The following is a 22,933-nucleotide window of genomic DNA, read 5'->3' on the forward strand; positions in this document are numbered from 1 at the left end:
TGCAAAGAAGAAAAGAATATTTAATGAAGGTAAATGAGTCAATTTTTGGATAACCCCTGATTTTATATGACTTTTATAGAAAATCTGCAGTCATTTTAGAAAAGGCATAGTAACAAATTGAAAGTCAGTAAGTTTTAATGTTGTTATTACCTAATAGCCTTGTAATTTTTTTCAGACATAATAAAAAAAAGTTAAATTTGAATTAAAATTAGGTATGATGAAAGAACCAGATTTAAATTCATTTTTTGATTCCAGAAATACAATTGATGGCTTGACAGATGAAGAGAGAGTACAAAAAAATAATTATTTAGAACCTATAAAGGCATTTGCAAGGGCAACATATACGAGCATTTATGTTATAGATTATTTGGAACAAGGTTTTGAATTTGTTTCAGATAATCCGTTATTTTTATGCGGAAATACGGCAGAGGAAGTTCTGGAAATGGGATATGCTTTTTATTTTAAACACGTTCCCTCAATAGATTTGGAGTTATTATTGAAGATCAATTCTGTTGGATTTGATTTTTATGAAAAAATACCACTGAATGAGAGAATTCTCTATACGATCTCTTATGATTTTCATTTAAAAAACCAGGAAGGAAAATTAATCTTAATCAACCAGAAACTTACTCCGGTTTTTTTAACCAATACTGGAAAAATATGGAAAGCGATCTGTATTATTTCGTTATCATCTGAACGTAAGGCGGGAAACATTAAAATTCATAAAAACGGCGAGAATAAAGTGTACAACTATAATCTGGATAAAGACCATTGGGAAGAATCTAAAAAAGTTTCTTTATCAAAAAGGGAAAAAGAAATTTTGCAGCTTTCTACAAGAGGTTTTACGATAAACGAAATTGCCGATGAAATATTTGTTTCTCCCGATACTGTAAAATTTCACCGCAGAAAATTATTTGAAAGACTGGAGGTAACCAGTATCACAGAAGCGATTGCGTATGCTACAAATAATAAGCTGATATAATAAGTACGTTTTAGGGCTATATTGTCTCTTTAATTTCCTTTAATATTAATCCAGCGATTAATAAATTTTAATTGTTCCTTTTTATGTTCAGGAGAAATTGCATCAATTCTTCTTTTTATATTTTCAATACAATTGAATTCGAATATTTTGAAAGATTCATTACAATTAAGAGCATTATCCAGACTATTTAGGCTAAAAATAGGAATGTCTCCGTTAAGCATCTGCTGTAATTCGAAATCAAATATAAATTTGTACCTTTCCATATTTTGTCCAATGTAAGCCTTAGACAGTAACTCTTCCAGTTTGGCATTATAAACTTCAAAACTCGTCATGAGAGCCGCAGTACGCATAAATTTTAATATCTTAAAATATATAAAAGTAGGTCTCCAAACATACCTTACTTCTTGATTTTTAAACACCTCAATTGGTGAATTAAGAGATTTTAATTCTTCTTTATTATTCGAAAACAGGTCATACACTATAGAAAACCCTTCGAGAAAACTACTACTGTAATTGGTTGGAAATACGTAATTGTCTTTAAATTTCGGAATATTGTTTTCTGCAATTTTTGTGAATAAAAAACGCGTTACCCTTTTAGAGTTTATAGTATTTGGGTTGATAATTCTTTTTTCCAATTCTGTTGCCTGTAAGTTATTGTGAACACCGTAACCTGCAAAATGTATTGGAACTCCGGTATCGTCATTAACTATCAAAGCGTTTTCCAGAACCGATAAATTAGGTATTTTACATTGGTCATCCCAGGAATTATTAATTAGACCATTTGATAAAAAAGGCTGAATAATGGTTTCGTGATCTATAATAACAGGGTTTTTTCCAGATGCAATAACATTTTCGCGATGGCAGTCTTTACTTCCCAAAAGATAGGCCGTAGCAAGCAAAGCCCCTGCTTTATGATAATATTCTTCTAAATCATTTTCAGAAGTTATTTCTTCGTTATTTACAAATTCCAGCCATCCATATTCGCCGCAATCAAGTGCCTGAAATGTTTTTAAATCTAATTTTAATTTTTGATTGATCCAATTGATTAGTACATTATAAGAATTGGTCAAATTGACATTTCTGGGTTTGTAGATCAGTTTGGTTTTATTTGATAAATGAATCAAAGCAGTTCCTTCGCCGTTATGACCGTCACCAAGACTTGCGTCAATATCTGTAATTTGTACTTCACTCAGCTTAAATACAGCTTTTATCTTTTCATAATCGTTATAAAAGCGATCAATGATTTTGGAAATATGACGAGAAAAATTGGCTGTTTTTTGTTTCATCATATAATCTAAAACGGGAAAATCTACAGCTAACGATTGATTCATTTTTGCTGTAAAAATTTCTATCTCCGTATTGCCTTCGAGAACGAATGAATCTAATGAATGCTGTAAAATAATTTCTGAAAAAGTGCTCAGCTCTTTTACCAGTTCCAAATGCAGTTTTTCTTTGGCATTATCCGGTAATTTTGATTTTAGACTTTCCAGAAAACATTCTGCATAAGGAAGAATGATTTCCACGAAAGGAATCGTTTCAAAATTTTTGCTGATAAAACAGGTAGATTGATTATTCATTTTCTAGGGCTTTAGTGTGAAAAGAATGCTGAGTGATAAGGGAAGTAATGCTTTTTTTTTATTTGCTAAAAAAAAAGCTGTAGGAATGTTTAAAAATTAAAAACACCCTTCGCTTGCACACAGGGTGTATTATATTTTTTAATCGAATAAGTTTACGATTTCTTATTCTTGTTTAGCTGAACAACGCTGTAAAATAGTACTATAATTGCCAAAATAAAACTGGCTGTGCCAAGGAAATTATATTTAAAGCTCACTAATATTGATCCGGAAATTACTAAAAAAATCCCTGCGAATAATGATATTTGCCCTTGCTTTTCCATCTTTTTTAATTTTAGAGAAAACCCTTGAACTTTAATTTCAAAATTTAATAAACCTGAAATCGTTCAAGGGTTTTTATTTTAACATTATATTTTTATTTCTTAATTAATGTAGTCCCATAAAGCTGCAGCTCCAAAGCCGCCGGCTACAGTACCAACAACAACAACTAAAGTTAAAGGAGTAAGACCACCGGCAACGATTTCTAATTGCTCAGCAGATAATTCTAACTCGTCTAATTTTGGTTCAGCCGGAATATTGAAGTAAATGATAGAATCACTGCTTTGATCTTCAACTACAATTTTTTTATTGCTTGATGATTTTTTACCAGTAACCGCTTCAATAGCTGCTTGAGGGTTTGTTAATAATTGATTTTTAAAGTCAGGGCTTTGCCATGCTTTTTCGACTAGAGTTTTTAATAATTCTTGTCCTTGTATTTGAGCGTCTTGTGAAATTTTCATGTCTGTAAGATTTAAATTATTGATTATAAAGTTGTACTCCTGCTGCAAATGCTGCTACACCTAATGCATAAAGTCCTATAACAACTGCTGGTGTAAGTCCGCCTGCAACTAATTCTAACTGCTCTTCAGTTAATTCTAAACCGTCCAAGTTTGGCTCTGCAGGAATATTAAAATAAATTACTGATTCGTTGGTTTGGTCTTCTACTACAATGCTTTGGTTTTCTGGCAATACAAAGCTTTTGTTAGTAAATTCCTGAATTGTTGCCAGAGGATTTTTTATTAATTGATCTTTGAAAGAAGCACTTTCCCATGCTTTTTCTATAAGACTTTTCATTAATTCTGCTCCTTTTTCCTGATGTTCTTTAGTATATTTCATCTTTATATTTTTTTATATTGTTAATAGAATAGTGGTTGATTAGATTGTTTCAATTGGAATAGTTGGAAAAGTTGGTGTAGGGTCCCAAGGGAATGTTCCAATTGGAGGCCATATAGAAACACCTCCGGCAACAGACTCTAACTGTTCTTCGCTTAATTGTGCGTCTGCTGGTTGTTTTGTCGCAGCAGGAATGTTGATGTAAACAACAGAATCATCAGTTTGATCTCTTACTACGATTGTTTTACCTGCAGGCAGATTCAATTTTTTTCCTGTAAATTTTTCAATTGCAGCAACAGGATTTGCAATTAACTCTTTTTTAAATTCGGCATTTTCCCATGCTTTTTGTACCAGCTCTGCATAAAGCTTTTGTTCTTGTGTAAATTCCATGATATAATATTTTAGATTGGTTAATTTATTTAGAAAAGAATAATGTCTTTTGGGAATGTTGGAGTTGGGTGCCATATTCCGCCTGGAAAATCTGGCGGGAAACATCCTCCCTCAATTACACCGCCGGCAGCAGCTTCTAGTTGATCATCAGTTAATTCCGTATCTGCATATTTTGTAGAAACTGGAATGTTGATATAAATAGTAGAATCGTTGGTTTGATCTTTTACTACTAATGTTTTACCTGCAGGCAGATTCAATTTTTTACCAGTAAATTTTTCAATTGCAGCTATTGGGTTTGATACTAATTCATTTTTAAATGCAGCGTCTTCCCATGCTTTTTGCACAATTTCTGCGTAAATCTTTTGTTCTTGAGTTAATTCCATGATACTTAAATTTATATTGGTTAGTTTTTTAGCTTAACAGCCATTTAGCAAGTGGAACAGCTATATATTCTAGAGCTAAGTCGGCAGGAGTTGTATAACCTCCGGCAACAACTTCTAATTCTTTCTCTGTTAATTCTACATCATCTAAATTTGCTTTTGCAGGCAGATTGATGTAAATTGTAGAATCGTCAGTTTGATCTCTTACTACTAATGTTTTTCCTTCTGGTAAATTCAATTTTTTACCAATTACTTTTTCAATTGCAGCTAATGGGTTTGCTACTAATTCTTTTTTAAAATCTGCATCTTCCCATGCTCTTTGTACGATCTGTGCGTACATTTTTTGTTCTTGTGTAAATTCCATGATAATAAATTTTTAAAGTTGATTAATAGTAATCGTTGATTTAAAGTATTTAAGAGGGCTGGTTCAGAAATTAAATGGTTACTATTTAATTTGCCCTTTTATTTTTAAACTATGATGTAATCTTTTAAAGCAGGAAATAAATTATTAACTAAATCAATCCAAACTGTTTGTCCGCCTCCGGCAATAATCTCTAATTGATCTTCTGTTAGTTCAATATCCTCTATATTGGGTTCACTTGGAATATTCATGTAAACTTTAGACTTATCTGTCTGATCGTTTACAACAAGTGTTTTTCCTTCGGGTAATACAATTTTAGCTCCGGTTAAATTTTCGATTGCTTTTATAGGATCTGCAATTAAGCTTTTTCTAAAATTAACATCTTCCCAGGCTTTAGAAATTACCAATCGTAAAACCTCTTCTTCTTTGTTCTGTTCCATGATTTATTTCCTTTTGTATAATGTAAAATTAGTCCTTCAAAATATTATAAAAATGCCAAAAAAACCGACAAAATATTATTTATATATAGCTGTGATCTAATACTATAGGAGTATTTACCAGTGAAACTGCGCTTTTCTCGACAAAATACATTTTGATCTCTCCTTTGCCTTTTGCATAAATTTTACCGCGGTATTCAAATACAAAACATTTTTCATCCTTGATTAAATTATACAGCGATTCGCTTATGTTAACTTTTTCAACCATTCCGTTGCTTTCAATTCGGCTTGCTGTATTCACAGTATCTCCCCAAACATCGTATTGAAACTTTTTTACTCCCACGATTCCTGCTACAATAGGTCCGGCGTGAATGCCCAAACGCATCTCAAAAGCCGGAACATCTGCCGCTATATTGATTATTTTTCTCTGAATCATAAATTCCTGCATTTCTAATGCGGCCGAAACAATGTTTTTTAATGAATTTTTATCTGGATTAGGGATGCCGCCTGCAGCCATGTAAGAATCTCCAATGGTTTTAATTTTTTCGATGTTGTACTTATCAGAGATAAAATCAAAAGCTTTGAAGCAGACATTTATTTCTTCAACAAGATTTTGCGGCGTCATTTTTTCTGCAGTCTGTGTAAAAGATTTAAAATCAGTAAAAAGAATAGAAACCAGATTAAAATCGCGGGCATTTACAAAGCCTTTTTCTTTTAGTTCTTCGGCTATTTCTTCCGGAAGAATGTTTAGCAGTAATTTTTCTGAACGGTCTTTTTCTATCGTTAATGCTTTTCTGGATCTTCGAACATAGTTTAATCTATTCCATAAAGCGATAGTAATCAGTATGATAAAGCCAAGAGAGATAATGATTAAGTTTCGTTGTTTTTCTTTCTTCTGAACTTCTTCTTTATGTTTAAGATCAATTTTATGCACTTTTGTAACATAGGCTATACTGTCAATAAGCATTGCTTTTTGAAACTCCATATTCAATATCTTGTTAGATGTTTCTTCAGATTGTAAACTGTCTTTATAATCATTTGATTTTTCGTAGTAATTAAGCGCCAGATTATTGTTGCCTCTCGATTTATAAGTTTCGTAAAGACATTTGCAGGCATCTTTTTTAACGGATAACGCTCCAAGACTTTCGGCAATATCGAGCCCTGTTTTGCATTTTTTGAGCGCTTTGTCGGTATTTCCCAATTTGTTTAATATATTGCCAATAGCAACTTGTGTAATGCCTATATATTGTAAACTGTTTATTTTTTGAGAAGAGGCCAAACAAAGATTATAATACGACAAGGATTTGGTAAGATCGCCCTGAGTATTAAAAAGTTCTCCCAAATTATAAAGTACTTCTATTGTTTTTTGTTTATCGTCTATTTTATTTGCAATAGCCAAAGCCTGATTGAAATAATCATAGGCTTTTGCATATTCTTTCTGCATCATATAAATTTTACCTGCCCCATTTAGGTTATGAGAAATTCCTATGGAATCTTTTAATTCTCTGTAAATGGCATTGGCTTTTTGAGAATAAACCATCGCATTAGTATAATCTCTAATATCAACGTATATTCCTCCAATGTTTTGTGTGGCGGCGGCAATGACTTTTTTGTCGCCTATTTTTTTCTGAATTTTGATTACCTGGCTGTAAAAGTCCAATGCCTTTGGATAGTTGCCTAAGTAATAATAAACAGCGCCCATGTTATTTAATGCTGCGGCAACTCCTTTATGAAAATTGGCTTTTTCATACGTTTTCTTGCACTTTGTAAAGTATGAAAGGGCTTTTAAATAATCTCCCTGATAATAATAGTTTGTTGCTATTTTATTGTAGCTGTCTCCAATACCTTTTTGATTGTTTGATTTTTGATAGATTTTCAAACTTTTTTCGAACAAAGTCATTGCTTCTAAAAATTTCCCGGCATTTTGGTGTTTTTCTCCAGCGTTTAATAAACTATCAGCAGTTTGCTTATTTTCAGGAATATTTTCCAGGGCATGTTTAGATGACATTTTTGATTGTGCATCCAGACCTGTTCCGTTTACCAGAAATAAAAAAAACAATAAATATGTAAACAAGATTTTCACAATAGTAGTTTTAAATTAAAAAAACGCATATGTTCATAGCGAGCACATACGTTTTATTCCACGTTAATTATCCTGCGGTATTTGGTTTTATCCAAAAATACCTGTGGAATAATTACTAGCACTCACAATAATAGGCGGTGTATGATCTGCTTCTGCTCCTCCTGAAATTATATCCAGTTGTTCTTCATTCAATTCCATATCCTCAAAGTCTGGTTCAGCAGGAATATTAATAAAGATTGTAGAAGAATTGGACTGATCTACAAAGGCTAATGTTTTTCCTTCTGGTAAATGGATTGGATGTTCTAAGAAATTTTCTATTGTCTCAACAGGACTCTTTATTAAATTGTCCTTAAATACCGGATCTTTCCATGCTTTTTTTACAATAGATTCTAAAACCTTTTGTTCGTTAGTTAATTCCATTTTTTTATAATTTATGATTAGACCTAATTATTCTGCTATTGTAAAATTATTTGCATTATGTGATATAGAATTGCCAAATAGACTGACAAAAAGGCTGCAGTTTTTATCTTTTCTTTTTGCAATAGTTATTTAAAAAGTGGAAAGAAAATCGAAAATAGAACTCAAAATACTAATAAAAAAGCTGCTTCAAAATTGAGTTTTGAAAGCAGCTTTTAAGAAAAATCTTTTATATTGGAGAAAATAAACTATGAAAACAGATTTTGTAAATTTTTTATTTAATAGTGGTCAAATAAAACTCAGGAAATACTTTTACGGGGTTATTAGCAGCGATATCAAACGCAATATTAGTACAAATTCCGGCGACTATCCAGGATGCAATGGAGAGTTGGGGAGGAGAAAGATTTTTACCTTCATTTTTGTATTGCTCCAGGATCTCTTCAAGCCATCGCTGAGGCTTTTCCCAAAATCTCATATAATCTAAAACATAATCGACTACATTAATTTCGGTAAATTTTTCATTTGGTTTTCTTAAAGATTCCAGTCCTTCTTCATCTGAAATAACTAATACCAATGCGCCCCATCCCAAATTATACGGATGCAAAACGGGTATTTTTTTCTTCTGACAGATGGAATCAAACATAAGCGGAACATCTGAAGTAAAATCCAGAGCATTAATTGCAATTTTATAATCTGTTATATGCTCTTCAACATTCTCAGGCGTTAAAAAACAATTATGAACCGTAATTTTTGCGTTGCTGTTAATAGCAAGTAATCTTTCCTTAAGGGCTTCTACTTTTGGTTGTGAGATGTTTTTTTCAGTATAATTCTGCCTGTTTAAATTTGATAATTCGACAATATCTCCATCGATTATGGTCAGGGTTTCGAAACCTAATCTTAATAAACATTCTGCAATAACACTTCCAATACCTGCACCGCCTAGTAATATTGGGGTATTTTTTATGGTTTCCTGTTCTTCAGGAGTAATATAAAGCCTATTTCTTATATGCCGTTGATCCATTTTTATTCTTTTACAATAATTAAAATTTATTTTTTTGAGTAGAAATAGGGAAGAACAAAAGTACCTGAATTTTGTAAGATCTGTTATTTTATAAATCTATTTCACGGCTCTTTGCCTTGCCCTAAAAAATAAACATCTAACGATAGCTTAAAAAACTTCAATTTTTCCTGTTTGAATTTCGCCTAAGCTTGTAATTATTTTATAGAGATAAATTCCAGAGGAAGGATTTTTTAGATTGATGTTATTGTTTTTAGAAAGTAATGGGGAAGTGATAATATTTTGCCCGCTGATATTGTATAAATAGAAAATAGCGTTTTCCTCTTTTTGGGTTTCAATATTTAATGCTGCATTTCTGCCTAAAAGGGTGGGGTAGACAAAAAACAACTCATCACCCAAATAATTAGTATCAAGAATTAGAGAACTTACTACATTATTGTTTTCTAAAATTATATTTATTTTATATTTATTACTGCCTTTTATGGGGGCAGTATCTAAAAAAGAAAATGTTTTTGAATTGATATCATTTATTGCGCTAATAACATTTTCGTCATTATTAATTATTTTTACTAAGTCAATTCTTTTTATATTAAATAAGCTAAAAAGACTGGCATTAATCTTTACTTTGTTCTCCTCATAAACTTCCGCAAAAGCCAGCTCGAAATAGCAATTTGAGTTTTGTGCATACTGTAATGTTGACTCACTTTTTATTCCTTCGCTATTGTCAAATACAGGAATTACGGTGTAAATTTTTCCATCAGTATAGATATAATTGGTGTTTGTTGTCTGCTCTTTAAATTCTAAATGATCTCCTGTCAGCTGATAAATATTAAATGAAGCAACATCGGCAGGTTTGTCCCAATTAATTTCTGTTGTGCCATCACAAACTAAGCTGGTTCTGATATTTAAATCATAAGAAATCGTAAAGCTGTCAGAGATATAATCGGTATTATCAATGGTCATTTTTAATTTTGCCTTTGAAAATTTTTGCCCTGCAGGGGTATAAGTAAATTGTTCACTATCCAGATTTATGCCATTTGCGATAATTTCCCAAGTCTGTCCATTATTGTAGCTAATAGACAATTGTCCGGAGGTACCGGAAAAAGATGAATTCCATTTGAAAGGGGAAATAGTCTTGCCATCATAAGGGAAATTATCATTCTTAACGGGGTAATTCCATTCAAATTGATTTTCCAATTCATATTGATAAGCGATGCTGTATTCTTGAGACGTATTCGAGACATATGAACCAATAGCATTAATAGTATAAATTCCTGATACAGGGTTTTCAACAGTGACTTGCTCAATATTATTAATTTTATCTTTTCCTCTTACCGCTGGCTGATCAGGAACATCAGGATTAAGAATCCAGGGCAAAAAAGTAGTGTTGTCTGGCGAAATAACTTCTATGTCTAAATCGTTTACCAAACTTATATTACTATTGATTGCAGCGGGTAAATCGTTCCACACTAATGTAATTTTTAAGTTTTTTGCATTTACCGGAAGCGTTATGATATGTGAATTTGTCTTTCCAGATATTAAATTGCCAGATATAATTCTGTTTTCGCTGATCGTTTTTAAACTTTTATCAGCATTGATATTACCATAACCATAGGTAAAATCTGGACCTTTACTGCCTAAATCTTTTGCACTATTAATTAAAATTGCTTTTGTTTGGGCGTTCGTCAAAGAAACATTGTTTATAGTTTTATAATGTTGTTTCATAAGCGTAATAATGCCTGCAGCTAATGCTGCAGCATTTGAAGTTCCTTGTGTGCTAAAGGCCGTTAACTCTGGTTTTATCCGACCGTCATAGGCTGGGCCTTTTGAAGAAAACGGCATAATTACTTCGTTTTGGTCAACACAGCCGAATACGATACTATTTTTGGACTGCTTGAAATTACCGGTAATAGATTTATAACCTTGAAGTCCGCTATTACCGGAGGAAAAACAATGTGTTAAAACAGTATTTAAGGATAACTGAGAATCATAAGCATTAGCGAGTGAACCATAAAAATTCTCAATCTCTGTACCATAGGAATGATTTTGAGTGGCAGCACCTTGTAAAGTTGTTACTTCATCAGGATAGATATTCAAAAAGTCAGACGATTGTATCTTAGCCTTTTGAGCGACTCCTTTTCCTAATGCAGAACTGTTTCCTAATCCGGAAATTATAGTTGCCATAGCCGTTGCATGGCTCGATACAACAGCAGATTGTGTTGAAGAAGGAATGTGCTTATTTAATAGATCAATATCATTTAAATCAAAAAAATCATCTTTGACAGATGCAATTTGATTTTCGCCTGTTAAAAGAGGGAAATTAACAATGGCTTTATTTATATAATTGATGCTGAAATTTTGATCTATTATTTTAGATTCACCTTTTGGCAATAATGATTCCTGTGAAACAGAAGATGCGCTATTCAAAGCTATAACTTCATCAATAATTTTTTGGGAATCACTTTTTATGATTACAAGATGGTTATTAAGTATTTTGATATCAGAAATGTTCATTGATTTCAAGTCAATAATTAACCCTTTGATAGAATCAGCTGCTATTATATACTGCTTGTCTTCCTTATGATTTGAAAAATTTGAGGGTAATTTCCATAAATTGTTAACCGGTAGAATTTTTTTTAAAGGCCGATTAGATTTTAAACTTTCATTTTCGACAATACAAAAAGTACTGTCCAATTTTTTTACAACCTTGTATTTGTTGTGATGTGCATTTTTTAAAGATGTAAAATAGTATTTCTCAAATTTTCTTTCGTTTTCTTTTTTTATGTATTGCTTCCATCTTTCAGCATTTTGCGAGAGACAGATTGTCGTTATCATAAAAAGGAGAAAAGTAATTGGTTTCTTCATTTATTGTAAATGTTAGGGCAATCGTAACATTGTTATCAATCGCTCAAAAATTGACTGTTTCAGATCTTTTTACTTCTTAATTGAGATAAAGCAAAGATGAAATTAATGTTTAATGATTTCTATTTGAAATATTTATCTGTGCAGATAATTCAAAGTTATTAAAATATTTGTAAAAATTTTATTAGTTTTTATTTCATTCAAAATCTTCAAAATCTGTAAGAGTAATTCTCTTTTTGCAGCCCTTTTTTTATTTTAAACGGTATGCAAAAGTGTAAAATCATTTTTTAATACCTGCTAAACAAAATAAAATTTAGAAACAGGATTATTCTGTCTAACAAGCTGATTTATATTTAAATATCGATTTTATTGGGCTTGCCATAATAATCAGATAATTATTATTAAAAATCTAATAAAAATAATATAACAAAATATGTTAAATTTGTTAAATAATTTATTTATAAGTATTTTAAGATTAAAATTTATATAAATTTGAATATAAATATTGTTAATATTTTGTAAAGACCCCTGATTTATCAACTTGTTTAAACAACCAAAAAGAACTATTATTATGAAGAAAATTAAATCAATTTTAGCGTTGTCATTTATAGCGCTAGTCGTATTGTCCTGTAATAAAGAAGAAGAAGCAGGTCAATCAAATCAAGAATCTCTTAAAGTAACACAAGATGTGTTAAATAAAATAGATGCACTTGCACTAAATAACAAAGATGTTCAAGTGATTAAAAACACTAAGTTAGATGGCACCACTGAGGATGCGTTCCTGGTAGAAGGTGACATTATAGTGACAGAAGAACAATTAAATAAAATGGATCTTCACGGAGGTATTACTACAGAACAATATCGCACTACTAATTTAGTATCTGCCCCAAGAACTATTAAAGTTGTTGGATTAACAGGCACTGGTACAACAGCTCTTAGTACAGTTATGCGTAATGGATTGACAGCTGCAATAAACAGATATAATAATTTAGGATTGTCTATTAACTTTACACTTACTTTTAGTTCAAGTACTTCAGGTGCAAACATTGTTGTCCGGAGACAAACCGGATCTGCCGGCGGGGTAGCAGGTTTCCCTTCAGGAGGGGCACCTTATAATTCAGTTACATTATATTCCGGGTTAGATTCTTACTCAACAAACGTAAATGCACACGTAGCCGCACACGAAATTGGACACTGTATTGGTTTACGCCATACAGACTATTTCAGCCGTCAGAGCTGTGGTCAGAACTCAAATGAAGGAGCAGCCGGTGTTGGAGCAATTCATATCCCGGGTACACCTACAGGGTATGATTCAACTTCTTATATGAGAGCATGTTTCACTTCAAGTGAGACTGGAGCTTTCAATACTAATGATGTTACAGCTCTGAATTATTTATATTAGAAATTAGAAGTTGAATTAGAGTTCTCTTTACAAAATATAAGAGGCTGTTTCACAATTTGTGAAGCAGCCTCTATTTTATTGGGTATTTCGCCCTAAATAGCGTATTATTTTTTAATTAATAAGATTTCTTGACTGCCGCCTATATATCTGTTCGTATTTGACCTAGTATTTAACTTAACTGATATTTGACAGTTATATTTTCATTTTTAATAATTAAAGGTTAATAAATAATTTAATAGTTAGTAAATAATAGATAGCGATAATTATTTAGAAGACTTTTTACAATTCTCGAAATCGTTATCAAAGAACACGTAAAAAAACATTTTTATTTACGCATAGTTCATACAATTGTCCAGAACTTGGAATTGCTGTTATATTTTATTGAAATAACATTAAAATACAACATCTATGCTATTAACTGCGTCAAATGTACTATTCAGTTTTTTCATATAAACTTACTTTTATCAGTAATAATTTTGCTGTTGATTTCGAACTAATATCCTCCAAATGTGTATTGTAAAAATTACTGTATAGAGGGGCTGCTCTTCAGTTTATAAACAATCTGGATTATATAAAAGAAATTAAAAGCCAACAATTATTACAATTAAATACTAACATCTAAACCAAAAAATTATGAAAAAATTAAACATGATTACATTAATGCTAACATGTGTTTTAGGGTTTTCTTCGTGCGTTGAAAATTCTGAAACAGAAAAAATGACGGATAATATAAGTACTAATAGAAGTACTAGTAAAGTAGCGGGAGCTCCCTGGATAAAACAATTCGAAGATACATTTAATGTAGGCTCCTCACTTTCAAAATGGACAAAGGTACAGCGTACGGATTACAACTCCAGATATTGTGACTACAATAGTTCTGTGCCTTCAATACAATCAAGAGATGGAAGAGACTGTCTGGAAATTAAAACTACAAAGCTGAGTGCCACTAAATACCAATCGGGATTTATTAAGTCTGTTTATCAATATAAACCTGAAAATAACACCGAATATATGCTGTCTGCCAATATTAAATTATTAGCAATGGATGGAGCTAATTACAGATCATTTACAGATACTTATGGAGCTTGGCCCGCTTTCTGGACTGTTCAGGAAAATGGATGGCCTACACATGGAGAAATTGATATTATGGAAGGATATTCTTTTGCGCCAAATGCATCTCGTTTTACATCGAATCTTTTTTATGGTACTGCTGTGGGTGCGAACCAATTAGGAAACGCAGCAGAGCGACAATATCCCGGTGGATTTAATATAAACGGAAACAATGGATGGCACTTATATGAATGTTTCTGGAGAATGAAAGATAATGTGGTGACGGTAACTATAAAGGTCGATAATACAACAGTTTCTACATATACTAACAGCAGCGTATCTAATCTTAATTTAAATAAATTTGAGAATCATAATATAATTTTCAACTTGAATGTAGGTTCAAATGATTCAAATTTTATAAACCCTAATAAAATTAATTTGTTTACAACTGTTATGATGTGGGTAGATGATGTTACGGTATATAAGAAGCCGATATAATAAGAAAGTAAAATAGGCATAAAAAAACACCGCTTTTTCAAGTGGTGTTTTTTGTTTCTAGCAGATTCTTAGTAAAAAAAAAGAGACTGTCTCAAGGGTCAAGACAGCTCTTTTACTATAATTATTTGTTTGTTTTAAAGCAAACTTAACTTGTTTCTACAAATGAAATGTTCCTACGGAACAAAGAATATAACTTGTTATTTTTTGATTTCGGGTTTCATTCCATTAGGAATGTTTCATAGGTAGAAAAAATAGAGGTCATCCACATTTACGTTCCGTAGGAACGTTTGATTTTGACATCGTTTTTTAATAATCTGGTATATCAAACGTTCCTACGGAACGTAAACGATGATAATAATATAATTTCTACCTATGAAATGTTCCTACGGAACAAAGAAACGTGTAAAATAAATAGGGGCTGCTCTGACTTTTGAGACAGCCTCTTTTTAAAATTTAATCTAAACCTTCAAGGAATCCGGTATGCGAACTTTTGATTGCAAAATTTGAATCATACAGTAATGGCCAGTCATTTCCTGGGTGGCCCAGTTCAGCGTTAAATGGAATCCATGATTCATTATCCTTCATTCCCCAAATTGTTAAGGCATATTTATTTGCTGTCGGAAGCGCATTATAAATTTTCACCATTTCTTTGTATTTTTCTTTTTGGGCTAATCTTCTTTCGTTTGTAAAACTAGAAATATCATTAAATTGATTTACTTGTATATCTAATTCTGAAACGTGAATTTTTAAACCTCTTGACACAGCTTTGTTAAGATCTGCTTCTATTTGAGCTTTGGTTGGGCTTAAATAAGTGTTGTGCATTTGAAAACCAATACCATCAATCACATTGCCTGCTTTTAAATCATCGACAAGGCTAAAAACTTTATTTTGTTTTGCGGTATTAGCTGAAGTCGCATAATCATTGTAGAATAATAATAATGATGTGTCGCCAGCTGCATTTGCAGCGTCTCTTGCCCATTGAAAACAGTCTTTTACATAATTAGGTCCCATTCTTTTAAGAAAAATAGTATTTCTCATAGTACCGCCATTGTCATCTACAGCTTCATTAACCACATCCCAGGATTTTACTTTTCCTGCATAATGGGTAACAACAGCCGTGATGTATTTTTTTACTTCTGCAGCAAATTCGGCATCAGTACCAGAAAAATCTTTTAACCACTGTGGCACTGCATTATGCCATACTAAAGCATGACCGTGAACATTAATACCATTATCATTTCCGTACGCCACAATTTTATCAGCTACAGTCCAGTCGTAAACACCGCTTGCTGTAGAAATTTTATCCATTTTCATTTCGTATTCGGCAGAAATACTGCTGAATTCATTTTTTAAAATGACATCATAAGGACTTCCATTCGTTAATTGCGAAGCTTTTATAGACATACCTACAAAAAATGGGCTGGCTAGTTTATTTACTTTTACCTTTAAAAAAGCAGGGTCTTCAGGAATACCGCTTGAACCTGTAGTAACAACACTAATTACATTTGAATAACCTGAAATTTCTGTTTCATTTTTGGCTCTTACTCGGTAATAATATTGTGTTCCTCCGGTTAAACCTGCTACGACTTCATTTAAATCAGTAACTTCTTTTGCATTGTAATTTGAGATAAAAGTGGTGAAATCTGCGCTGGATGAAACATCCAAAAGATAGCTTTTTGAATTGGAAACATAATTCCATTTTGCTTTAAAACCATTATCATTTACATCTTTTGGAGCGTTTGCAATTGGGGTTTCTAAAGTATCAGCAGCTTCGTTATCGTCTTTTGAGCAGGCATTTAAAAGGAAGACGAAGCAGGTCAGCATTAGTAAAAATTTAATTTTCATACTGTTTTTTATTATAGAATATTCTTTTTAGAGAGAATATCCTTATTTATAGTTATTTATTTGGTTTACTTTTTATAAAAGAGGCTGTTTTTGATTACAACCTCTTTTTTTAAGTTTGAATACAAAGCCAATCAATTATTGGTAACGAATTTTAATATTATCGTATTTTATTACACTTGGATTAGGAGTATCATTTTGAATAACGCCAATTTTGATTTCATTTATTTTAGAAACATCTAATGTAACTGCTGAATTTGACCCATAACCATAATTATCTTTAAAATCGGCTATTGAAATTGTTTTGGTCGCCCAGTTTACATCGGTGATTTTAAAATTATAGGCATAGTCTTTACCATCAATAGTATTTAATTGAATGGCAAATTGTGCCCCTGCAACATTCGCACTTATATCAATATCTATATAAGTTTTTTTAGCATCTGTATTACCTGCGCTTAAGAAACTGCTTCCTCCTCCGGCGCTGCTTCCGTTGTAGCCATTTGCGGTAGCACCAGACCAGGTAAATGTTGCATAATTGCCTGTTGGCCCGCCAGCAGTATTTGCATCAAAAGAAGCGACATCACCATAAGAAAACCAATCTTTTCTTACGCCATTTCCGTCAAAATCAGATACAAGAACGATCGTAGCAAAATTTATTGTTTTTTTTGCGTCACCTCCGGGTGTAGTAATCACAAGTTCTGATCCTGAAACTGCATCTGAAGGTAAACCGATAATAATCGAAGAAGACGATTTTACAGTATAACTTAACGCTTTTCCTCCTAAAGTTACCGATGAAATATTATAAAACCAAGTACCCTCAATTTCCAGAGGAAATCCCGGAGTTGCTACAGCCGGAATTGTTTTTGTAATCGTTGGAACAGGCTGTAAAATTTCAATATTTTTAGTCAGCGTACCAGATGCGGTTACAAATGTAATAGGCTGTACCCCAAATCTGCTTCCTAGTTTTTCATCAAAAGGAATCGTGAAAATAAAAGATTTATCTGAGTTATAGTTTGGATTGAAACTGATGTTAATTTTATTATCCAGTGTAATCTTTTTTAATCCCTCTAAACCTTTGCCTTCAACTCTGACTTTATTTAATGGAAAGGCCTGATTAAGTAAATCTCCGGGTTCAGCAACCATAGCATCTACGTTTGCAGTAACCGCATCGTCATTTTGGCAAGCTGTAAATGAAGCCAATGCGAAAAGAATTAGAATTCTATATTTTATTTTATTGATCATAATATAAGTTAGTTAAAGTTAAAAGGAACCGGAGGTTCTAATAATGATGGATTAGTATCAATAGCAGACTGCGGTAATGGCAGTTCAAAATAATTACTTCCCGGAGTTATTTTTCTGGAAACCAGATCTGTTCTGGCATCATCAGAATAAAAACCAACTTCCTGCTGTGAAATAATTGCTGTTGCTTCGGCCAGACCTCGGCGTTTTAAATCAAAGAAATATTGTCCTTCAAGAGCAAACTCAACTCTTCTTTCATTAAAAAGGTCGTCTCTTGTTAATACAGTTTTAGTAGGTAATCCTGCTCTTGATCTTACTTGATTGAAAGTACTTAAAGCAGCTGGGGAAGTAGTTGAACCGGCTCCGGCCAAAATCGCCTCAGAATTCATTAATAAAATATCAGAATATCTTAATATGATGGTGTTTTGTGAAGTTTTCATAAAAAATACATCGTTTCTTTCAGCAGCAGAACCTACAATGTATTTTCTAAAATTAGCCGCTGTAGAAGAGTATATTTTTTTATAAAGAAAACCACCATTATCTTTTAACAATTCAGGGTAAAAGTCACCATCGGTCATAATAGTACTCTTTTTTCTGGTATCGTTTGGTTCAAAAACATTTTGTAATGAAATAGAAGGAAGGTAAACTCCCCATCCGTCACCACCGCCTGTAATTCCTGTACCTGCGGGAACTATATAAGCCTGATTTGTATTTTGTGTTCCCCATTCTGTTGCAATAGCTTTCCATTGCAAAGCAAACATACTCTCTGCACTGTTGTTATTTTCCGGACTGCTGAACAAGTTTCCATAATCCTTAATTAAAGTATATTGGTTTCCAATAATTTTCTGGGTTAAAGCGGCACATTCTCCATATTCATTTAGAGTCAAATGCACTTTTGCAAGAATCCCCATAGCAGCATATTTAGTAACGTACCCTTTCTTTGCTGCTTTTTCAGGTAAATTTGCGACAGCATATTCTAAATCTTGTTTGATGAATTTATAAACATCTGAAACAAGATTTCTTTTTGGCTGTGCTGCAGAACCTGCTTTATTAATAATAGGCACAGCTCCAAAAGTTCTTACCAGATAGAAATAAGCATTTGCTCTCATGAATCTTGATATTGCAATAGCATTTTTATAGGATGCTTCAGGCAGTTCGCTTTTTCGGGCTTCTACTAAACTCATTAAATTATTAGATTGATCGACAACCGAAAATAACGAAACGTATCCTTCTGTAAGGATTGGGTTTTGTGAGGTTACCTGAGCATCTTTAAACTGCGCATAAGCACCGTCAAATGTAAAAGCGTTGCCGGCATACATATCGCCTACAGCAATCAGGAATTTATCGTTAAAAGTAAACCACGGTTTAAAGTACAAACTCTCAGCAATTCCGTCAAAAGCTGTAACCCCTTCAGGTAAATCAGCTGGTGTTAATTGATTTTCAGATGGTGCATCCAAAAAATCATCTGAACAAGAAAATAAAGACAGCAATGGTATCAGCATTCCCATCATAAAAAGTTTAAAAAGTTTTTTCATAACTATTTTTTTATGTTAATGAGTATGAATCATTAAGTTAAATATGTTTTTTATCAATCTTAGAATTCTAAATTTACTCCTACTGAAGTTGTTCTTGGCACAGGATAACGTCCTAAATCAATTCCGCTCAGTGTTATATTTTGATCTAAATTTCCAAGGGCAGGGTCAAAACCGTTATATTTTGTAAACGTGTATAAATTTTGAACGTTTACATACAATCTTACTTTAGATATAAAAGAGTTATCAAATATCTTATTTGGTAAATCATAGCTCAAAGAGACGTTTTGAATTCTTAAATAAGAACCATCTTCAACGAATCTATTCGAAATTCTACCGTTACCATTTGGGTCATTAAGTGTAATTCTCGGTACATCAGTATTTTCGTTTACTCCAGGTTCAAAAGCCTGCAGTGCCTGAGTGCTGACATTTCCAAATCTATCGCCAAATCCCGGGTAAATCCCATCAGTATAATGGCGTGTAAAGTTGTAAATCTGATTACCTTGACTACCTGTCAAAACAACTGATAAATTAAAGTTTTTGTATTTAAAGTTATTGGTGAATGAATAAGTAAAATCAGGAATTGCACTTCCTATGGCAGTTTGGTCTTTACTATCAATTTTTCCATCGTTGTTAAGGTCTTTAAAACGAATATCCCCAATTCCTGTTCCAGTTTCCTGAACTGGCCCTGCAGCTAATTCAGCAGCATTTTTGAATAAACCATCTGTTACATATCCATAAAATTGCCCTACCGGCTGTCCTTCTGTAGTTTTGGTAACGTTATATAAATCGAATTGTACTTTTCCTAATAAAGATTTGCCCTGACCTTGAAAACTAGTCAGCTCATTATTGTATTTTGAAAAAATAATCGTGCTGTCCCATGTAAAATTATCAGTAACGATATTTCTTGTATTTAATGTAAGCTCGATTCCTTTTGTTACAATTTCACCCGTATTCAGGTAATAATTAAGGGCACTTTGATTCGATTCATCATTGATTTGTTTAGTAAGGAAATCTGATGAATTTTTAATATAATAATCAAAATCTAATTTTACTCTGTTGTTAAGTGTTGCCAATTCAAAACCAGCATTGAAAGATTTAAGAGATTCCCATTTAATATCAGGGTTTCCTAAATTGTCAATTGTTGGAGAAACGCCTCCAAAAGGAGATGCAAGCAATGATAAAATAGTCTGATATCTGTTTGCCGGAATATTTTGATTTCCTACCAAACCGTAACCTGCTCTAAATTTTAAGTAATTTATGCTGTTTGATAAAGGCTGAAAGAACTCTTCATTACTAACTGTCCATCCTCCGGAGAATGAAGGGAAATATCCCCATTTGTTGTTAGGCCCAAAGTTTGATGAAGCATCGGCTCTTAAAGAAGCAGAGAAAGAATATCTGTCAGAAAAACTGTAATTTAACCTCGTAATATAAGATGACATTGACCATCTTCCAGAACCATTTCCGTTCAGTGCAGTATCAATATCTCCTATGTTTAAGTTTGTAAAATCTTTATTTAAAAAGGTACCTGTTCTGTAACCGCTTAAATATTCATAACGGCTTTCCTGCGCTTCCTGACCTAATAAGAAAGTAAAATTGTGATTATCGTTTATTGTTTTATTATAAGTCAAATAATTTTTAATATTCCAATAATAGCTTTGATCCTGCTGTTTGAATGATTTGTTTAAAGTTTCAGTTACACTTCCTAAAGTGTATTTAGGTACAAAAGTGGCACTTTTTGAAAAATTCAAATCATACCCTAATTCTGTTCTAAAAACCAATCCTTTGATAAGGGTAAAATCAGCAAATAAATTACCATTAATTTTAAATCTTTCAGTAGTAGAATTGTTGTATTCTGCCAAAGCAATTGGATTAGTTGCTTCATTTGCCGAAGATCCTAAACCACTAGTCGGCCCTGCATAAGAACCATCAGGAAACCTTACAGGTAATTCGGGAGATTGTCTTAATGCGTTCATAACTAAACCACCTCTGTCATCGTTTCTTACTACTTGCTGAGATGTCTTACTTACTGATAAGCTGTTACCAATTTTCAGCCATGATTTTACATTAGAATCAACATTTAATCGCATCGATAATCTGTTGAAATCTGAATTTAAAACAATTCCTTCCTGATCAAAATAATTTAAAGAGGTGTAAAAACGTGTTCCTTCTTTTTCACCAGAGAATGAAAGCTGATGATTGTACATTGTAGCTGTTCTAAAAAGTTCATCCTGCCAGTTTGTTCCATTTCCTAATAAATTAGGTTTTTGATATTGATAAGGAACAGGTTCACCATTTAATTTGAAAATTTTTGCCTGATAAGCTGCATACTGAGGTAAGTTTAAAACATCAACTGTATTGGTTACTTGTTGTGTACCTAAATACGTTTCGTATGCAAATTTTGATTTTCCTTTTTTTCCTTTTTTGGTTGTAATTAAAACAACACCATTTGCTCCATTTGAACCATAAATTGCTGTTGCCGATGCATCTTTTAGAATATCAATACTTTCGATGTCTGAGATATTCAAACCAGACAAAGCCGAGTTTTTAGTTTGTCCGCTTCCTCCGCCTAATGCGCTGAATGAAAAAGAATCGTTGTTTTTATCTGCAAAAACCGGTGTTCCGTCAATAACATACAAAGGTTCATTTCCGTTAATAGAAGTAATTCCTCTAATCTGTACCGAGATTCCACCTCCGGGCGTACCTGAATTTTGGGTAACGTTTACCCCTGCGGCTTTACCTACAAGAGCCTGATCGATAGAGACAAAGGGCTTGTCCTGAATTTCAGAGGCTTTAATAGAAGAAACCGCTCCATTGATATCTTTTCTTTTGGAAGTTCCGTATCCTATAACCACTACTTCATTTAATTTCTCCAGGTCATTTACCATAGTAACCTGCATAACAGATTTTGTATCTGCCGGCAGTGATAAATTTCTATATCCTACATAACTAAAAAGCAGGATAGCTTTTGATTCTACATTGTTTAAAACGAAGCTGCCGTCAAAATCGGTAACTGTTCCGTTTTTTGTTCCTTGTACTATTACACTAACACCCGGCAGGTTGGCTCCGCCTGATGTTACTTTACCTTTAACAGTTTGAGCGAAGAAAAAATTCCCCCACATACATACTATTAAACACAATAGTTTTTTTAATGTTCTTTTCTGCATAAAATTTGGTTGTTAGTTTACTTGAAATAATTAGTTAATCGTTAAGTTTTAGAAAAACATTTAAAATTTTGATCTTTTGCCGGTTGATTATTTTGAGTTTTGACAAGAGAACTTTTTTCTTAAATTTTTCTTAACGAAAGTAAATTGTAGAGATGTTGTATTATAGAACAGATGATGCATATTGTGCAACAGATGATGCAAAAAAAACTTCTGAACCCCTGTTATCAGTAAAATAAGCTTCTAATGCATTAAAAACAGGTACTGAGCTATTGCTAAAATTTTTGCTTAAAAAATATTGTTTATTTAAAAAACAGCAGCAATATTTTTTATATGTTGATTTTTATTTGAAGTTTAAAGCTGCGATTTTTGAAAAAATTGACTGACAAAAAAAGAGCTTCAGTTTTAAACCGAAGCTCTTTACTAATTAATGATTACCCGTTGGGTGTAATTCATATATTTTTTATTCAACACATAGAGACATAGATTTTTCTACTAAGAAAGAGCTTAAAAAGAAACTCGTTTCTAACACATAGCCAACTATGTTAAA

Annotated in this window: 18 protein-coding genes; 3 read left to right on the forward strand and 15 right to left on the reverse strand. The window is 32.5% G+C overall.

Annotated elements, in window-relative coordinates; translation table 11 throughout:
* Positions 1-214: 214 nt before the first annotated feature.
* A complete protein-coding gene (locus tag LUU93_RS08195; RefSeq protein WP_232680178.1) occupies positions 215-982 on the forward strand; it encodes a response regulator transcription factor in 768 nt (255 codons plus the stop codon).
* Between the two features lie 29 nt (positions 983-1,011).
* Here the strand turns inward: LUU93_RS08195 and LUU93_RS08200 are convergent, their stop codons facing one another.
* From LUU93_RS08200 to LUU93_RS08250, 11 genes are all read right to left on the reverse strand, one after another.
* Entirely contained in the window at positions 1,012-2,559 is a 1,548-nt protein-coding gene (locus LUU93_RS08200; RefSeq protein WP_232680180.1) for a type 2 lanthipeptide synthetase LanM, read from the reverse strand.
* A 419-nt stretch (positions 2,560-2,978) separates the two neighbouring features.
* Positions 2,979-3,335: an NHLP leader peptide family RiPP precursor gene (locus tag LUU93_RS08205; RefSeq protein WP_232680182.1), complete on the reverse strand. Its 357-nt coding sequence runs from the start codon at positions 3,333-3,335 to the stop codon at positions 2,979-2,981.
* 16 nt (positions 3,336-3,351) lie between these two features.
* A complete protein-coding gene (locus LUU93_RS08210; protein ID WP_232680184.1) occupies positions 3,352-3,711 on the reverse strand; it encodes a class IIb bacteriocin, lactobin A/cerein 7B family in 360 nt (119 codons plus the stop codon).
* A 39-nt stretch (positions 3,712-3,750) separates the two neighbouring features.
* A complete protein-coding gene (locus tag LUU93_RS08215) occupies positions 3,751-4,098 on the reverse strand; it encodes an NHLP leader peptide family RiPP precursor (protein ID WP_232680199.1) in 348 nt (115 codons plus the stop codon).
* Positions 4,099-4,127: 29 nt separating this feature from the next.
* A complete protein-coding gene (locus tag LUU93_RS08220; RefSeq protein ID WP_232680201.1) occupies positions 4,128-4,481 on the reverse strand; it encodes an NHLP leader peptide family RiPP precursor in 354 nt (117 codons plus the stop codon).
* Between the two features lie 28 nt (positions 4,482-4,509).
* Positions 4,510-4,842 (reverse strand): NHLP leader peptide family RiPP precursor, encoded by a 333-nt coding sequence (locus LUU93_RS08225; RefSeq protein ID WP_232680203.1) that lies wholly within the window; start codon positions 4,840-4,842, stop codon positions 4,510-4,512.
* 104 nt (positions 4,843-4,946) lie between these two features.
* Complete coding sequence (locus tag LUU93_RS08230) at positions 4,947-5,279, reverse strand: NHLP leader peptide family RiPP precursor (protein ID WP_232680205.1); 333 nt, start codon at positions 5,277-5,279, stop codon at positions 4,947-4,949.
* A 79-nt stretch (positions 5,280-5,358) separates the two neighbouring features.
* Positions 5,359-7,359: a tetratricopeptide repeat protein gene (locus LUU93_RS08235; RefSeq protein ID WP_232680207.1), complete on the reverse strand. Its 2,001-nt coding sequence runs from the start codon at positions 7,357-7,359 to the stop codon at positions 5,359-5,361.
* Positions 7,360-7,446: 87 nt separating this feature from the next.
* Positions 7,447-7,779, reverse strand: a complete 333-nt coding sequence (locus tag LUU93_RS08240; protein WP_232680209.1) for a hypothetical protein — start codon at positions 7,777-7,779, stop codon at positions 7,447-7,449.
* Positions 7,780-8,050: 271 nt separating this feature from the next.
* Positions 8,051-8,797 (reverse strand): HesA/MoeB/ThiF family protein, encoded by a 747-nt coding sequence (locus LUU93_RS08245; protein ID WP_232680211.1) that lies wholly within the window; start codon positions 8,795-8,797, stop codon positions 8,051-8,053.
* A gap of 147 nt (positions 8,798-8,944) precedes the next feature.
* Positions 8,945-11,659, reverse strand: a complete 2,715-nt coding sequence (locus LUU93_RS08250) for a S8 family serine peptidase (protein ID WP_232680213.1) — start codon at positions 11,657-11,659, stop codon at positions 8,945-8,947.
* 568 nt (positions 11,660-12,227) lie between these two features.
* Here LUU93_RS08250 and LUU93_RS08255 point away from each other — a divergent pair.
* Both LUU93_RS08255 and LUU93_RS08260 read left to right on the forward strand, forming a co-directional pair.
* A complete protein-coding gene (locus tag LUU93_RS08255) occupies positions 12,228-13,058 on the forward strand; it encodes a M57 family metalloprotease (RefSeq protein ID WP_232680215.1) in 831 nt (276 codons plus the stop codon).
* Positions 13,059-13,691: 633 nt separating this feature from the next.
* The gene (locus tag LUU93_RS08260; RefSeq protein WP_232680217.1) at positions 13,692-14,606 is read left to right on the forward strand and encodes a glycoside hydrolase family 16 protein; all 915 of its coding nucleotides are present in this window, start codon (positions 13,692-13,694) and stop codon (positions 14,604-14,606) included.
* Positions 14,607-15,059: 453 nt separating this feature from the next.
* Here the strand turns inward: LUU93_RS08260 and LUU93_RS08265 are convergent, their stop codons facing one another.
* The 4 genes from LUU93_RS08265 to LUU93_RS08280 all read right to left on the reverse strand — a co-directional run bounded on the left by LUU93_RS08265 (position 15,060) and on the right by LUU93_RS08280 (position 22,386).
* Complete coding sequence (locus LUU93_RS08265) at positions 15,060-16,451, reverse strand: endo-1,4-beta-xylanase (RefSeq protein ID WP_232680219.1); 1,392 nt, start codon at positions 16,449-16,451, stop codon at positions 15,060-15,062.
* 135 nt (positions 16,452-16,586) lie between these two features.
* Entirely contained in the window at positions 16,587-17,690 is a 1,104-nt protein-coding gene (locus LUU93_RS08270) for a hypothetical protein (RefSeq protein WP_232680221.1), read from the reverse strand.
* Positions 17,691-17,698: 8 nt separating this feature from the next.
* Positions 17,699-19,222 (reverse strand): RagB/SusD family nutrient uptake outer membrane protein, encoded by a 1,524-nt coding sequence (locus LUU93_RS08275; RefSeq protein ID WP_232680223.1) that lies wholly within the window; start codon positions 19,220-19,222, stop codon positions 17,699-17,701.
* A 59-nt stretch (positions 19,223-19,281) separates the two neighbouring features.
* Positions 19,282-22,386, reverse strand: a complete 3,105-nt coding sequence (locus LUU93_RS08280) for a SusC/RagA family TonB-linked outer membrane protein (RefSeq protein WP_232680225.1) — start codon at positions 22,384-22,386, stop codon at positions 19,282-19,284.
* Between the last annotated feature and the right edge of the window lie 547 nt (positions 22,387-22,933).

It is taken from the genome of Flavobacterium soyae, from assembly GCF_021245985.1.
GTDB lineage: Bacteria > Bacteroidota > Bacteroidia > Flavobacteriales > Flavobacteriaceae > Flavobacterium > Flavobacterium soyae.